This is a genomic window from Klebsiella sp. HMSC25G12 (assembly GCF_001807705.1).
In the GTDB taxonomy this organism is placed as follows: Bacteria; Pseudomonadota; Gammaproteobacteria; order Enterobacterales; family Enterobacteriaceae; genus Klebsiella; species Klebsiella variicola.
Map to the genome: position 1 here is coordinate 32,229 of NZ_KV789880.1, position 14,521 is coordinate 46,749.

13 protein-coding genes are annotated in these 14,521 nt (G+C 63.0%); 7 read left to right on the plus strand and 6 right to left on the minus strand.

Going from position 1 to position 14,521, the window contains the following annotated elements; all coding sequences use genetic code 11:
• Positions 1-231: 231 nt before the first annotated feature.
• The 4 genes from HMPREF3096_RS11785 to HMPREF3096_RS11800 all read right to left on the minus strand — a co-directional run bounded on the left by HMPREF3096_RS11785 (position 232) and on the right by HMPREF3096_RS11800 (position 4,684).
• Positions 232-1,422, minus strand: coding sequence for a cytochrome c biogenesis protein/redoxin (locus HMPREF3096_RS11785; RefSeq protein ID WP_070544436.1), 1,191 nt, complete (start codon positions 1,420-1,422; stop codon positions 232-234).
• Positions 1,423-1,524: 102 nt separating this feature from the next.
• Complete coding sequence (locus HMPREF3096_RS11790; protein WP_070544437.1) at positions 1,525-2,868, minus strand: sensor histidine kinase; 1,344 nt, start codon at positions 2,866-2,868, stop codon at positions 1,525-1,527.
• Positions 2,865-3,605: a response regulator gene (locus HMPREF3096_RS11795; protein WP_004180014.1), complete on the minus strand. Its 741-nt coding sequence runs from the start codon at positions 3,603-3,605 to the stop codon at positions 2,865-2,867. Before HMPREF3096_RS11795 ends, HMPREF3096_RS11790 begins: the two co-directional genes overlap by 4 nt.
• A gap of 86 nt (positions 3,606-3,691) precedes the next feature.
• The gene (locus HMPREF3096_RS11800; protein ID WP_023322671.1) at positions 3,692-4,684 is read right to left on the minus strand and encodes an alpha/beta fold hydrolase; all 993 of its coding nucleotides are present in this window, start codon (positions 4,682-4,684) and stop codon (positions 3,692-3,694) included.
• Between the two features lie 243 nt (positions 4,685-4,927).
• On the opposite strand from HMPREF3096_RS11800, the gene HMPREF3096_RS11805 reads away from it, so the two are divergent.
• From HMPREF3096_RS11805 to pqqF, 7 genes are all read left to right on the plus strand, one after another.
• Entirely contained in the window at positions 4,928-5,947 is a 1,020-nt protein-coding gene (locus HMPREF3096_RS11805) for a dipeptidase (protein WP_012968141.1), read from the plus strand.
• Positions 5,948-6,083: 136 nt separating this feature from the next.
• Positions 6,084-6,155: a pyrroloquinoline quinone precursor peptide PqqA gene (pqqA, locus tag HMPREF3096_RS29195; protein ID WP_002905689.1), complete on the plus strand. Its 72-nt coding sequence runs from the start codon at positions 6,084-6,086 to the stop codon at positions 6,153-6,155.
• 54 nt (positions 6,156-6,209) lie between these two features.
• Positions 6,210-7,136 (plus strand): pyrroloquinoline quinone biosynthesis protein PqqB, encoded by a 927-nt coding sequence (gene pqqB, locus HMPREF3096_RS11810; protein ID WP_008804781.1) that lies wholly within the window; start codon positions 6,210-6,212, stop codon positions 7,134-7,136.
• Positions 7,130-7,885, plus strand: a complete 756-nt coding sequence (gene pqqC / locus HMPREF3096_RS11815; RefSeq protein ID WP_008804780.1) for a pyrroloquinoline-quinone synthase PqqC — start codon at positions 7,130-7,132, stop codon at positions 7,883-7,885. Before pqqB ends, pqqC begins: the two co-directional genes overlap by 7 nt.
• A 2-nt stretch (positions 7,886-7,887) precedes the next feature.
• Positions 7,888-8,166: a pyrroloquinoline quinone biosynthesis peptide chaperone PqqD gene (gene pqqD, locus HMPREF3096_RS11820; protein WP_070544438.1), complete on the plus strand. Its 279-nt coding sequence runs from the start codon at positions 7,888-7,890 to the stop codon at positions 8,164-8,166.
• Entirely contained in the window at positions 8,153-9,295 is a 1,143-nt protein-coding gene (gene pqqE, locus HMPREF3096_RS11825) for a pyrroloquinoline quinone biosynthesis protein PqqE (protein WP_008804778.1), read from the plus strand. The genes pqqD and pqqE overlap by 14 nt, the downstream gene beginning before the upstream one ends.
• On the plus strand, positions 9,295-11,580 hold the full coding sequence (gene pqqF / locus HMPREF3096_RS11830) for a pyrroloquinoline quinone biosynthesis protein PqqF (RefSeq protein ID WP_070544439.1): 2,286 nt from the start codon (positions 9,295-9,297) through the stop codon (positions 11,578-11,580). Before pqqE ends, pqqF begins: the two co-directional genes overlap by 1 nt.
• Here the strand turns inward: pqqF and HMPREF3096_RS11835 are convergent.
• Together HMPREF3096_RS11835 and mrdA are read right to left on the minus strand one after the other, a co-directional pair.
• Positions 11,577-12,314: a glutamine amidotransferase gene (locus HMPREF3096_RS11835; RefSeq protein WP_070544440.1), complete on the minus strand. Its 738-nt coding sequence runs from the start codon at positions 12,312-12,314 to the stop codon at positions 11,577-11,579. The two genes, pqqF and HMPREF3096_RS11835, sit on opposite strands and share 4 nt — an antisense overlap.
• Before the next feature lie 111 nt (positions 12,315-12,425).
• The gene (gene mrdA / locus HMPREF3096_RS11840) at positions 12,426-14,336 is read right to left on the minus strand and encodes a penicillin-binding protein 2 (protein WP_064144362.1); all 1,911 of its coding nucleotides are present in this window, start codon (positions 14,334-14,336) and stop codon (positions 12,426-12,428) included.
• Positions 14,337-14,521: the final 185 nt, after the last annotated feature.

A 14,521-nucleotide genomic window follows, 5' to 3' on the forward strand; every position in this document is an offset into this window, starting at 1 on the left:
CCGGGCAAGCGCAGCGCCGCCCGGCAATGGGCACAAGGGATAAAGGGAACCGTCCGGCAGTCACCGACAATGGGCATCCAGCGCCTCTCCCGCTTCGATGCCCGGTGGCGGCTGCGCCTTACCGCGCCGACATTCTCCCTGCGCGCTCCTGTAGGCCGGGCAAGCGCAGCGCCGCCCGGCATCAGGTATAAGGGCTGGAGGGAACCGTCCGCCAGACGCCTACGCCGCGGGTCAGGCTTTGCTCTCCTGCAGCAGTTGCTGGATCACCTGCTCCTGGCGGGCATAATCCCCTTCGCCGAAGGCGGTATAACGCAACTGTCCGCGAGCGTCGAAAATGTAATGCGCCGGCCAGTACTGATTGCCGAAGGCGTTCCAGATGGCGTACTCATTATCCGCCACCACCGGGTAGGTTATCCGCCAGTCCTTCACCGCCTGGCGCAGCAGCGGCAGCGAACGCTCCCAGGGATATTCCGGGGTATGGACGCCAATCACCACCAGCCCGGCCGCGCGGTATTTGTTCGCCCAGTCGCGCACGTAAGGCAGGGTATGCTGACAGTTGATGCACTCCCGGGTCCAGAAATCCACCAGCACCACTTTGCCCTTCAGACGCTCCGGAGTTAACGCCGGGCTGTTGAGCCACGCGCTGCCTCCCGCCAGGGAGGGCATCGCGCTGCTGGGCTGCGGCACGGCGATCGGCTGGAGGATGGTCTTTTGCTCCGGCTGCGGCAGACGGGCGGCCAGCCGCTGCTCCAGCGCCTGACTCCAGCCTCCCGCACTTTGCAGATAGCGATCGCCGCCGCTGGCGATCAGTGCCACCGAGGCCAGCATCGCCACCCCCGCCAGCCGGCGCAGCCGTTCGCCGAACGCCAGCCCACGACGCAGACGGGCAATCAATGCTGCACCACACCACCCCAGCAGGAATAACATCAGCGCCCCGCCGCTGCCGTAAGCCAGCAGCAACCCGCCAGTGGTCGCCTGGCCCGGATGCACAAAGCCCAGGCTCAGTATCGCCCCCAATACCGGCCCGGCGCACGGGGCCCACAACAGGCCCACCGCCAGCCCGGCCAGCAGCGAACCGATCCAGCCGCGCTGGCGTGAGCTGGCGTTGTTAAGCTGATTTCCCAGCGCCACCAGGGGTGAGGTCAGCCGCTGCGCGACGCGCTGCGAAAGCAGGCTCAGCCCGACCAGGGCGAAGAACGCCAGCGCCAGGCCGCGGCCTGCGAGGGTCAGATTCACCACCCAGCCGCTGGCGACCGTCACCAGCCACGAAACCGCGCCGAACATCAGCGCCATTCCAGCCAGCATAATTGCCAGCTGCCCCCGGCGGCCCCGGACGCTGGCGAACAGCAGCGGGATCACCGGCAGCGTACAGGGGCTCAGCAGGGTTAACATTCCGCCCAAAAATGCAATGAATATCGACATCGCCTTCTCCTCATTATGTCGTCGCTGCCGGGAGTGGCAGCCACGACATTACCGCAAGGCCATGTAAGGCGAATGTGTCGGGAAAGGGGGAGAATTGTCGGCTTAATTATCCGTCTGCGCCGGAGATACAGCAGGATACAATCCCGCCGCGGCAAGGCGAACGCTGGCGTCCAGGCCGCCCTGCGGGCGGTTGGCCAGGCGCAGTGCGCCGTTCATCTGGCTGACCAGCTGCGCAGCGATCGCCAGCCCCAGACCGGTGCCGCCGGTATCGCGATTGCGCGAGTCCTCCAGGCGATAAAACGGCTGCAGCACCGCCTGTAGCGCGGCCTCCGGGATCCCCGGCCCCTCATCCAGTACATGGAGGGTGACATCCCCGGCGGCGTCGCGGGTCAGAGTTACCGTGACCGTGGTGCCGAATTTCAACCCATTATCGATAAGGTTAGTCATCACCCGGCGCAGGGCCTGCGGTGGGATCGACACCACCCCGGCGGTCTCCTCCGGGCAAAAACGCACCGGCCGGCCGACATCGGCATAATCGCAGACGATGGTGTCGAGAAAGGCGTCAAGGTTCAGCCGCTGGCGCGCCTCCGCCAGTGGCTGCGAGGTGCGGGCGAAGGCGATGCCCTCCCGCACCAGGCGGGTCATATTGTCGAGATCCTGCAGCAGCTTATCGCGCAGTTCCGGCTGGTCGACCATCTCCACCCGCAGCTTCATTCGGGTGATCGGGGTTTGCAGATCGTGGGAGATAGCGGCGAGGATCCGCGCCCGCTCCTGCAGATGGTCGTGGATGCGCGCCTGCATCGCGTTAAACGCGCGAGCGGCACGGCGGACCTCTTCCGGCCCCTGCTCGGCCATGGTTCCCGCCGTGTCGCTGGCCGGTTCAAGGGCGTCCACTGCGCGGGTAAAACGGGTGATGGGCAGCAACACCTGGCGAACGGCATACCAGGCGCAGGCCAGCAGGAGAACAAACTGAGCGATCAGCACCACCGGCAGCCAGCGGGCGATGGCCGGTAGCTTCGGCCACAGATCGAGAGTCAACGGGGCGCCGTCGTGGAGGGTAATATGGGCCTGAATATGCTGCCGCGGGCCGGGGATCGTCACAATACTTACCGGGTACTGCGCGCTCAGCGCCTCCTGCAGGGAGCGGGCTGCGTCCCGGGCGCGCCAGCTGTCCGGGTAGTCGCCGCGCTCGCCGGAGCCCAGCAGATAGCGATAATTGCCGCGCGCCAGCTTCGGCAGCCACTGTGGGCGCTCAGCGGCCGGCAGGCGGTCAAGGATAGCCACGCTGGTGGCGACATCGGAAGCCAGATTGCCCAGCATCACGCTGCGAGCGCTGCTCATGCGCTCATAAAACAGCAGCGACAGGGTTAAAGTATTCGCCAGCAGCAGCGCCAGAAACAGCAGCGCCATCAGCCTCGACTGCAGCGAGGCGGGCCAAAACCTCATTCATGCCTCTCGCGGATGGAGACCGGCACCGACAGCACATAGCCTTCGCTGCGCACCGTTTTAATGTAGGCCGGCTCGCGGGCATCCTCCCGTAGCCGCTGGCGCAGTCGGCTCACCAGCAGGTCAATTGACCGCTCAAACAGTTCCGCGTCGCGTCCCTGGGTCAGATTCAGCAGCTGATCGCGGTTCAATACCCGCTGGGGGTGATCGAGAAACACCCGCAGCAGCCGATACTCCGCCCCGCTGAGGGCGACGATGGCGCCGCTGTCGTCCAGCAGGTGGCGGGCGGCAGTGTCGAGCAGCCAGTCGCCAAAGGCGATCAGCCTGCCCGCCTCGGTGATCTGCAGATTGGGCGGCAGCGCCCGGGTGCGGCGTAAAATGGCTTTGATGCGCGCCAGCAGTTCGCGGGCCACAAAGGGTTTAATCAGATAATCGTCAGCCCCCATTTCCAGTCCGAGGATCCGGTCGCTGTCGTCGGTGCGGGCGGTGAGCATCAGCACCGGAATATCCTGCTGCGGGTTGGCGCGCAGCTGGCGGCAGAGCGTTAAGCCGTCCTCGCCCGGCATCATGATATCCAGCACAATCAGGTCAATTTGATGATTTTTGAGCACCGACCACATGGCTTTGCCGTTCGCCGCGCCGCTGGCGCGATATCCCGATTTTTCCAGATAGTCGACAATCAGTTCCCGAATATCGCGGTCGTCATCGACGACCAGGATGTGGTCAATACGCTCCAAAGGGTGCTCCTGCGGCAAAATAAACTCTTCACAAGCATAAGCCGTGTTGCCGGAAGCGCAACGTCGCGCCGCCGGCAAGGCGCGGATTACAAACGGTCGGCGTCCACCACCGCCTGGACAAAGTCTGCCGGGTCCTCCTGCGGCGGATTATGGCCCACCGCCCCCTGCAGATCCCGGTGTTCATATTTTCCGGTAAATTTAGCCCGGTAGCTGGCGGGAGCCGGATGCGGCGCGCCGTTATTCGCCCCTTCAAGGGTGATGGTGGGCACGGTTATCGGCGGTAGCGCCGCCAGCCGTTGTTCATAGCCGGCATACTTCGCTTCCCCCTTCTCCAGCCCCAGGCGCCAGCGGTAGTTGCTGATGGTGATCGCCACGTGGTCCGGGTTATCCAGCGCCCGGGCGGTTCTGGCAAAAGTCGCGTCGCTGAATTTCCACTGCGGCGACGCCTGATGCCAGATAAATTTCGCAAAGTCGTGGGTGTTCTGCCGGTAACCGGCTTCGCCGCGCGGGGTGGCAAAATAGAACTGATACCACCACGACAGCTCCGCCTGCGGCGGCAGCGGTTTTTCGCCAATCTGCTGACTGCTGATCAGATACCCGCTCACCGAGACCAGGGATTTCACCCGCTGCGGCCACAGCGCGGCGACGATATCCGCCGTGCGCGCGCCCCAGTCAAAGCCGGCCAGATCCGCCTGCCTGATGTTCAGGGCGTCCATCAGATGGACAATATCGGCCGCCATCGCCGACGGCTGACCGTTACGCGGCGTGCTGGCGGAGAGGAAACGGGTCGTGCCGTAGCCGCGCAGATACGGCACAATGACCCGGTAACCCTTCTGCGCTAAAGCCGGCGCCACCTGAGCATAGCTCTGAATATCGTAGGGCCAGCCGTGCAGCAGGATCACCGGCTGGCCGTCGCGCGGGCCGATATCCACGTAGCCTATATTCAGGTCGCCGGCGCGGATCTGGTGGATCTTGTCGAACGCCCCCGCGTCTTCCGCGGCGCAAACGGCAGCGGACCACAGGGTGGATAACCCCAGCGCCGCGGCGCTGGTATAGCGGATCAGGGATAATCTGTTCATCACTTTCTCACCTTTTATCATCATCAAGAGAGTACGTGACCAGTAAAGCGGAAATTTGTATCTGCCATGTGCCCGACCGGGGCCATTTTTATCTCTTAATGTCAGCGCTGCGCCGCGAGATACAGTGTGATACAGAGTCGAGGTTGGCAATTGTTGCGGGCATGTGAATTTATGCTTGCCCCAGGAGATAAATCCGTTACCGTGGCAGGCATTTTTCACCACTTAAGAACGCAGGAACCCGCTATGGCGATTTTTGATGGTCACAATGACCTGCTGCTGAATCTCTGGCTTCACCATCGTGAGGATCCGGTAAGCGCCTTCTTTGCCGGGATAGAAAACGGCCATCTCGACTATCCGCGTATCCGCCAGGGCGGGCTGGCCGGCGGCCTGTTCGCCCTCTTTGTGCCGCCGCAGGAGTATATCGCCCGCGTGGCGCCGCAGTACGCCAGCGAGGCGTGGGATCCGCGGGCGATCCTCTGGCAGCAGTTGGCTATCCTCAAGGCGATTTGCGCCCATGACGCCAGTCGCGCGCGGCTGTGCCTGAGCGCGGCGGATATCGAACGCTGTCGCCAGGATAACGCGCTGGCGATGGTGGCGCACATAGAAGGTGCTGGCGGGTTCGACGCGCAAGGCGAAGATCTGCAGGCCTTTTATCGCGCCGGGGTGCGCAGCATTGGTCCGTTCTGGAACATCGCCAATCGCTTCGGCTGCGGGGTCACCGGCGCCTTTCCCGGCAGCCCGGACAGCGGGCCGGGTCTCACTCGCGAGGGCATTGCGCTCATCGCTCAGGCCAACGCCCTGAAGATGCAGATCGATGTTTCGCACATGAATGAACAGGCCTTTTGGGATACCGCCCACCATTCCACCGCCCCACTGGTGGCCACCCACTCTAATGCCCACGCCCTGTGCCCACAGCCGCGCAATCTGACCGACCGGCAACTGCGGGCGATCCGCGACAGCGGAGGCGTAGTGGGCGTCAATTTCGGCAATGCTTTCCTGCGCGCCGACGGACGGCGCGACAGCGACACGCCCATAACCACCATTGTCCGGCATATCGACTATCTTATTAACATAATGGGTGAGGATCATGTGGCTCTCGGCTCGGATTTTGACGGCATCACCCTGCCCGACGAGCTGGGGGATGTGGCCGGCTTACCGCGGCTTATCAATGCCTTGCGGGACAATGGCTATGATCAATTGGTGCTGGATAAGCTGCTGTGGAACAACTGGCTGCGGGTATTAAAAAAGGTTTGGCAACAATAGGTTATATTGTAAACATAAAGTTAATTCCTTACAGATTCCGGGTTGATCTCTCTCCCGGTGAAGCGCAATATGCGGCGGCCGTCACAGATCCAGCATTATCCGTGAGGCCTGTCGTCATTTTTAAGAGGAACAAAACATGTGGAAGAAACCTGCTTTTATCGATTTACGTCTCGGTCTGGAAGTGACGCTGTACATTTCTAACCGTTAATCGCCCCGCCCGCCGTTCGCGCGGGCACCTTCATTCATTACCCGGTCCGTCTTCATGTTCATTAAAGTCCTCGGCTCCGCCGCCGGCGGCGGTTTCCCGCAATGGAACTGCAACTGCGCCAACTGTCAGGGTCTGCGCAACGGCACCATTCAGGCCAGTGCCCGCACCCAGTCGTCGATCATCGTCAGCGATAACGGCAAAGAGTGGGTGCTGTGCAATGCCTCGCCGGATATCAGCCAGCAGATTGCCCATACCCCCGAGTTAAATAAACCCGGCGTACTGCGCGGGACGTCTATCGGCGGCATTATTCTCACCGACAGCCAGATCGACCACACCACCGGGTTGCTGAGCCTGCGCGAAGGCTGCCCGCACCAGGTGTGGTGCACGCCGGAGGTTCATGAGGATCTCTCTACCGGCTTCCCGGTGTTTACCATGCTGCGACACTGGAACGGCGGCCTGGTGCATCATCCCATCGCCCCGCAGCAGCCTTTTACCGTTGACGCCTGCCCTGATTTGCAGTTTACCGCCGTGCCTATCGCCAGCAACGCGCCGCCCTATTCGCCGTATCGCGACCGGCCGCTGCCGGGCCATAACGTGGCGCTGTTTATCGAAAACCGCCGCAACGGGCAGACGCTGTTCTATGCCCCGGGGCTGGGTGAGCCGGATGAAGCCCTTCTGCCGTGGCTGCAAAAAGCGGACTGTCTGCTGATCGATGGCACCGTCTGGCAGGATGACGAGCTGCAGGCCGCCGGCGTTGGGCGCAATACCGGCCGTGATATGGGACACCTGGCGCTCAGCGATGAGCACGGGATGATGGCCCTGCTGGCCTCCCTGCCGGCAAAACGCAAAATTCTCATTCATATTAATAACACCAACCCGATCCTTAACGAGCAGTCTCCCCAGCGCCAGGCGCTAACGCAACAGGGGATTGAAGTGAGCTGGGACGGGATGGCAATCACCCTTCAGGATACCGCATGCTGATCACCGACACGCTGTCGCCGCAGGCCTTTGAAGAGGCTCTGCGGGCTAAAGGCGCCTTCTACCATATTCACCACCCTTACCACATCGCCATGCATAACGGCGAAGCGACCCGCGAGCAAATTCAGGGTTGGGTGGCGAACCGGTTTTATTACCAGACCACCATTCCGCTGAAAGACGCGGCGATTATGGCCAACTGCCCGGATGCGCAGACGCGTCGCAAATGGGTGCAGCGGATCCTCGACCACGACGGTAGCCACGGCGAAGATGGCGGGATTGAAGCCTGGCTGCGGCTGGGGGAAGCGGTCGGTTTGAGCCGCGACGACCTGCTCAGCGAGCGTCACGTGCTGCCCGGCGTGCGCTTCGCGGTGGATGCCTATCTTAATTTCGCTCGTCGCGCCTGCTGGCAGGAGGCGGCCTGCAGCTCCCTGACCGAGCTGTTCGCCCCACAGATCCATCAGTCGCGCCTCGACAGCTGGCCGCAGCACTATCCGTGGATCAAAGAGGAAGGCTATTTTTACTTCCGCAGTCGTTTGAGCCAGGCTAACCGCGACGTTGAGCATGGTCTGGCGCTGGCGAAGACCTACTGTGACAGCGCTGAAAAACAGAACCGGATGCTGGAGATCCTGCAGTTTAAGCTCGACATCCTGTGGTCGATGCTCGATGCCATGACCATGGCCTACGCTCTGCAGCGCCCGCCCTATCACACGGTCACCGACAAGGCGGCCTGGCACACGACCCGACTGGTGTAATCATGCAAAAAACGTCCATCGTTGCCTTTCGTCGCGGCTACCGACTGCAGTGGGAAGCCGCCCAGGAGAGTCATGTGATCCTCTATCCGGAGGGAATGGCTAAACTCAATGAGACCGCCGCGGCGATCCTCGAGCTGGTCGATGGCCGGCGCGACGTCGCGGCGATTAGCGCCATGCTTAACGAACGTTTCCCGGAAGCCGGCGGCGTCGATGACGACGTCGTCGAGTTCCTGCAGATCGCCTGTCAACAGAAGTGGATCACCTGCCGTGAGCCAGAATAAACCCGCCGTCAATCCGCCGCTGTGGCTGCTGGCGGAGCTGACCTACCGCTGCCCGCTGCAGTGTCCCTACTGTTCCAATCCGCTGGACTTCGCCCGGCAGGAAAAGGAGCTGACCACCGAACAATGGATCGAGGTCTTTCGCCAGGCGCGAGCGATGGGCAGCGTACAGCTGGGCTTTTCCGGCGGCGAGCCGCTGACCCGTAAAGATCTGCCGGAGCTGATCCGCGCCGCGCGCGACCTCGGGTTCTATACCAACCTGATCACCTCGGGAATTGGGCTAACCGAGAGCAAACTCGACGCCTTCAGCGAGGCCGGACTGGACCATATCCAGATTAGCTTCCAGGCCAGCGATGAGGTGCTCAACGCCGCTCTTGCCGGCAATAAAAAAGCCTTCCAGCAGAAGCTGGCGATGGCCAGAGCGGTGAAAGCGCGCGACTACCCGATGGTGCTGAACTTCGTCCTCCACCGGCATAACATCGACCAGCTCGATAAAATTATCGAGCTGTGCATTGAGCTGGAAGCCGATGACGTCGAGCTCGCCACCTGCCAGTTTTACGGCTGGGCGTTTCTTAATCGCGAGGGGTTACTGCCGACCCGGGAACAGATCGCCCGCGCCGAGCAGGTGGTCGCCGATTACCGGCAGAAAATGGCCGCCAGCGGTAACCTCACCAACCTGCTATTCGTCACCCCGGACTATTACGAGGAACGCCCGAAAGGCTGTATGGGCGGCTGGGGATCGATTTTCCTCAGCGTCACTCCGGAAGGCACTGCGTTGCCGTGCCACAGCGCGCGCCAGCTGCCGGTGGCGTTCCCGTCGGTGCTGGAGCAGAGTCTGGAATCGATCTGGTATGACTCGTTCGGCTTCAACCGTTATCGCGGGTATGACTGGATGCCGGAGCCGTGCCGCTCCTGTGATGAAAAAGAGAAAGACTTCGGCGGCTGCCGCTGTCAGGCCTTTATGCTGACCGGCAGCGCCGATAACGCCGACCCGGTGTGCAGCAAATCCCCACATCATCACAAAATCCTTGAGGCCCGGCGCGAAGCGGCCTGCAGCGACATCAAAGTCAGCCAGCTGCAGTTCCGCAACCGTACCCGCTCGCAGCTTATCTACAAAACCCGGGAACTGTAATGACGCTGGCGACCCGCACTGTCACTCTGCCGGGCGGCCTGCAGGCTACCCTGGTTCATCAGCCGCAGGCCGATCGCGCGGCGGCCCTGGTGCGGGTTGCCGCCGGCAGCCACCATGAACCGTCGTGCTTCCCCGGTCTGGCGCACCTGCTGGAACACCTGCTGTTTTACGGCGGTGAGCGCTACCGCAATGATGAACGGCTGATGAGCTGGGTGCAGCGCCAGGCAGGGAATGTGAATGCCACCACCCTATCCAGCCACAGCGCTTTCTTTTTCGAGGTCGCCGCCGAGGATCTGGCTGACGGCGTCGCGCGCCTGCAGGAGATGCTGCAGGCGCCGCTGCTGCTCAGGGACGATATTCAACGCGAAGTCGCGGTTATCGACGCCGAAAACCGCCTGATCCAACAGCATGAGTTGTCGCGACGGGAAGCCGCCGTGCGTCACGCCGCCATCGCGCCCGCGGCGTTTCGCCGCTTTCAGGTCGGCGACGCCGGGTCGCTGGGGGAGGATTTCCTCGCGCTACAGGCGGCCTTACGTGACTTTCACCGCAGCCACTACGTCGCCCGCCGGATGCAACTCTGGCTGCAGGGGCCGCAGTCGCTGGAGGTGCTCGGCGAACTGGCGACCCGTTTCGCCACTGGGCTTGCCCCGGGCGAGGCACCGCCGCCAGCGCCGCCGCTCAGTCTGGGCGAGCCCCCTCAACTGCAGTTGGCCGTCTCCAGCCAGCCCGCGCTGTGGCGCTGCCCGCTGATCGCCTTAAGTGACAATGTCACGTTACTGCGCGAGTTTTTGCTGGATGAAGCCCCCGGTAGCCTGATGGCCGGCCTGCGCCAGCGCGGGATGGCCGAGGACGTGGCGCTGAACTGGCTGTATCAGGATCAGCACTTCGGCTGGCTGGCGCTGATTTTCGCCAGCGACCGGCCGGAACAGGTCGACCGGCAGATAACCCACTGGTTGCAGGCGCTACAGCAGACGACGCCTGAGCAGCAGCAACACTACTATCAGCTGTCCCGGCGCCGTTTTCAGGCGCTGTCGCCCCTCGATCAGCTGCGCCAGCGGGCATTCGGCTTTGCCCCCGGGGCGCCGCCCACCGGGTTCGCCGATTTTTGCGCCGCCCTGCTGGCCGCCCCCACGGTCAGCCTGGCCTGCCAGACGCAGCCCCCCGGAGCAACGGTAGCCACCCAGGGCTTTAGCCTGCCGCTCAGCCGCTGGTCGCCACGTCCGGTCTCTGACCCGGCGCTGGCATTCGCTTTTTATCCGCAGGCCGCTGGCGAGCTCGTGGCCGAAAGCCCGGCGGAAGCCGCGCCACTGCGTCACCTCCCGTCACCGGGAGAGCCGCCGACGCTCCTGCTGCGACCGCCCTTCTACTGCTCGCCCACGCCGGCCGGGGGGCTGGCGCGCGGGGAACAGCTGCGTCCATTACTTGCCGCCCTGCGCCATGCCGGGGGACACGGCGAGTGGCATCTGTTCGACGGCAGCTGGCAGCTGATCCTGCAGTTGCCTGCGTCCGGCCAACGGCCGGAGGCGATTCTGCAGGCCATCGTGCGGCAGCTCGCGCTCCCGGTCGCCCCGCTGCCCCCACCGCCGGAGAGTATTGCGATCCGTCATCTCATGGCCCAGCTCCCCGAACGGCTGGGTACGTCAGCGCACCAGGAAGGTTGGCTGGCGGCCCTGATTGGCGGCAGCGCGGAAGATGCGCAGTGGGTAGCGCGTCAGCTGAGCCGGCTTACCGTCCCGGTTAATCCGCCGATGCCCGCTCCGGCCCCCTGCCGCGGCGGCGTCGAGCGGCTGGCTTATCCCCGGGGCGACACGGCGCTACTGGTCTTTCTTCCGCTGCCGGAAGGCGCTCCGCTGGCGGCCCTGCGGGTGCTGGCGCAGTTCTGCGAGCCGCCGTTTTTCCAGCGCCTGCGGGTGGAGCAGCAGATAGGCTATGTGGTGAGCTGCCGCTATCAGCGCGTTGCCGATCGCGATGGGCTGCTGATGGCGCTCCAGTCCCCGGAACGCCGTCCCGGAGAACTCCTCCGCTGCTGTAAAACCTTTCTGCGCCAGCTGGACCCCATGGATGAGGCGACCTTCAGGTTGTTACAGCAGCGGCTGGCCGCTCAGGCCCGCTCCCGGGTACCGCCGAAGGTGCGCGCCCTGGACGCGCTGCGCCAGGAGTATAACTTGCCGGGGGTGACGCCGCAGGCGGCTGACGCGCTGCGCGTTGAAGAGGTGGTCGCCCTGTGGCGTGAGATGACCCGCCGGCGTCGTCGCTGGCGAGTGCTGTTCACGACAGGGAGTTAATGGCCGGGGGCATCCGGGGTCAGAAAGTCGCTGACGAAGCGGGTGAGGATCGCCGCGGCCTGCGGGCTCTCCTGGACCTCCTCGTGTAACTGTTGTGGGTCGATGCCTTCCGCCTGCAGCACCGCCTCCCGGTAGCGGATCAGCGAGCGGGCAATCGGCGCGGTGAATTCCGGGTGAAACTGCGTGGAGACCGCCTGCGGCCCGTAGCGCACAATCTGGTGGGGATCGTGGGAGGATGCGGCCAGCACGGTAGCCCCCTCCGGCAAACGGGTCACGGTTTGCAAATGGCTCAAATGCGCGGGGAATGTCGCTGGCAGGCCGCTCAGCAGCGGGTCATCGACACCCCACGGCGAAAGCGCAATCGTTTTGCTGCCGCTTTCCCGCCCGGCAGGATGGTAAGCCACCTCACCGCCCAGCGCATGGGCCATCAGTTGATGACCATAGCAGACGCCGAACAGCGGCATGCCGATAGCCACCGCCTGACGGATCCAGTCGGCGGTCCGTTCGCTCCATGCCAGGCGATCGGACACCATTGCCCACGAACCGGTGAGAACCGCCACGGTCTGGCGATCCGGCGCCGGCAGCGGTTCATCTTCAAAGACCCGCACCGCGGTCAGCTGCGCCTGCCACGGCGCCAGCAGCGTACGGAACCAGTGCGGCAGATCGCCATGCTCCTCGCGGATGGCTGCCGGCGGCGTGCCGGTCTGAACCAGCAATAATCGGTTACGTGTCACCCTTCCTCCTCGCTCCGGGTCATGTTCCTGCCATCACTATGCCGCCCGGAAAGCCGCGGGACAAATAACCAATATCTATGAACGGTGCGCGTCCGGAATAAGTCCAGCCGCTTACTGGGCATCGGCGCTGTCACGCTGCGGCACGTCAGCCGCCGCTGATGACGCCTGCTGCGGAACAAAGATGTGGTCCAGAATGGCGCGCGCCGTCGGTCCGGCCACCACCCCATCCCCGCCGCCGTTCTCCAGGATCAGCGCCATCGCCACCTTCGGATGCTGATAAGGGGCAAACAGGGTATAGAAGATATGGTCGCGCAGACGCACCGGGATCATTTTGGCGTTATAGGTCTGGTTTTGCTTCAGGCTGAACACCTGCGAGGTGCCGGACTTCGCCGCGATCTGGTACGGCGCGGTATGGAACAGCTTGTAGCCGGTGCCGTTGGGCAGATTCGCCATCCCATACATGCCGTTGCGCACAATGCCCCAGTATGGCGATTTCGGATCGCCCACCTGCGGCAGGTTCGCCGGCTGCTGATAACGTTCCACATGGTTGCCCTGCTTCATCGAATAGAGCAGATGCGGATCCTGCACCTTGCCATTGTTCAGCAGGGTGGTGAGCGCCTTCACCATCTGAATTGGCGTGGCGATCCAGTACCCCTGGCCGATGCCGACCGAGATGGTGTCCCCCTGATACCAGGGCTTTTTATGCACCCGCTGTTTCCACTCCCGGCTGGGCAGTACGCCGGCATACTCCTCATTAAGGTCGATGCCGGTGGACTGGCCGTAACCAAACTTGCTCAGCCACTCATGGATCCGGTCAATGCCCATCTCGAAAGCGACCTGATAGAAAAAGGTGTCAGCCGACTCTTCGATGGCTTTGGTCACGTTGAGCATCCCGTGGCCGGTCTTCAGCCAGTCGCGGTAGCGGCGTTGCGTGCCCGGCAGCGTCCACGTCGGCGCGCCGAAGAAGGTGGTGTTCGGGGTGATGACCCCTGCGGAGAGCGCCGACAGCGCCATATAGGGCTTCACCGTCGAGGCCGGGGGATACAGCCCCTGGGTGACGCGGTTGATCAGCGGCCGGTCCGGATTATCGAGCAGCGATTTATAGGCCTGATAGCCAATGCCTTTGACGAACGGATTAGGATCGTAGCTGGGGCTGGAGACCATCGCCAGCACGCCGCCATCCCGGGGATCGACCACCACCACCGCCGCGCGCTGCCCCTTCAGCACCGACTCAATATACTGCTGCAGGTGCAGGTCGAGGGTCAGATAGAGGTTTTTCCCGGCCACCGGCGGTACCTCTTTCAGCAGACGCACCACCCGGCCGTGGTTATCGACCTCCACTTCCTGATAGCCGGTGGTGCCGTGGAGCGCTTTTTCGTAATAGCCCTCGATCCCCTGCTTGCCGATATTGTGGTCGGCAGCATAGTTCTCCTCTTCGCCGTCTTTCGCCAGCCGCTGCAGGTCGTTGTCGTTAATTTTCGACACATAGCCCACCACGTGCGCCAGCTCGGCGCCGTACGGGTATTCGCGCTGCTGATAGCTCTCCACCGTCACGCCGGGGAAACGGAATTCGTTAACCGCGAAGCGCGCCACCTCCACGTCGCTGAGGTCGGACTTCAGCGTCACCGCTTTATAGCGGCTGTTGTGGTGCATATCGTCGCGGAAGCTGGCGATGTCATCCGGCGTCAGGTCGACGATCGGCGTCAGGCTTTGCAGCAGCGCGGTCATATCGGGAATTTTGCTCGGGATCACCTGCAGGCGATACAGGGTAATGTTCTGCACCAGCGGAATGCCATTGCGATCGAATATCAGCCCGCGGCTGGGGGCGATGGGCAGCATCTTAATGTCGTTCTGGTTCGATCGGGTCTGGTAGAAATCATGCTGCTCCACCTGCAGATGGTAGAGGTTGGCGATCAGCACGCCAAAGCAGACCACCACCAGCAGAAAAGCAATTGCGGCCCGGCGGATAAACAGCATCTCTTCCGCGGAGTGGTCGCGAATTTCATCTCTCAAAAGGGGCATTAGCGGTACATCACCTGAATCACAAGAAAAGCCAACAGCGTAACGGCCGGGAAGCATAGCCTTATCGCGGCGCCAGCCCTACTGAAAGGTTGCTAATGATCTGGCAGAAATGTTTCAGCATGTTAGAGCGTGGGAAGCCTTTCTGTGCAGGAGAAAGGCATCAGAGTGCGAGGTTAGCCAGCAAC

Excerpts from the sequence above, each read along its gene's own strand:
- HMPREF3096_RS11785 (WP_070544436.1), bottom strand. The coding sequence starts at position 1,422 with ATGTCGATATTCATTGCATTTTTGGGCGGAATGTTAACCCTGCTGAGC.
- HMPREF3096_RS11790 (WP_070544437.1), bottom strand. The coding sequence starts at position 2,868 with ATGAGGTTTTGGCCCGCCTCGCTGCAGTCGAGGCTGATGGCGCTGCTG.
- HMPREF3096_RS11800 (WP_023322671.1), bottom strand. The coding sequence starts at position 4,684 with ATGAACAGATTATCCCTGATCCGCTATACCAGCGCCGCGGCGCTGGGG.
- HMPREF3096_RS11805 (WP_012968141.1), top strand. The coding sequence starts at position 4,928 with ATGGCGATTTTTGATGGTCACAATGACCTGCTGCTGAATCTCTGGCTT.
- pqqB (WP_008804781.1), top strand. The coding sequence starts at position 6,210 with ATGTTCATTAAAGTCCTCGGCTCCGCCGCCGGCGGCGGTTTCCCGCAA.
- pqqC (WP_008804780.1), top strand. The coding sequence starts at position 7,130 with ATGCTGATCACCGACACGCTGTCGCCGCAGGCCTTTGAAGAGGCTCTG.
- pqqD (WP_070544438.1), top strand. The coding sequence starts at position 7,888 with ATGCAAAAAACGTCCATCGTTGCCTTTCGTCGCGGCTACCGACTGCAG.
- pqqF (WP_070544439.1), top strand. The coding sequence starts at position 9,295 with ATGACGCTGGCGACCCGCACTGTCACTCTGCCGGGCGGCCTGCAGGCT.
- mrdA (WP_064144362.1), bottom strand. The coding sequence starts at position 14,336 with ATGCCCCTTTTGAGAGATGAAATTCGCGACCACTCCGCGGAAGAGATG.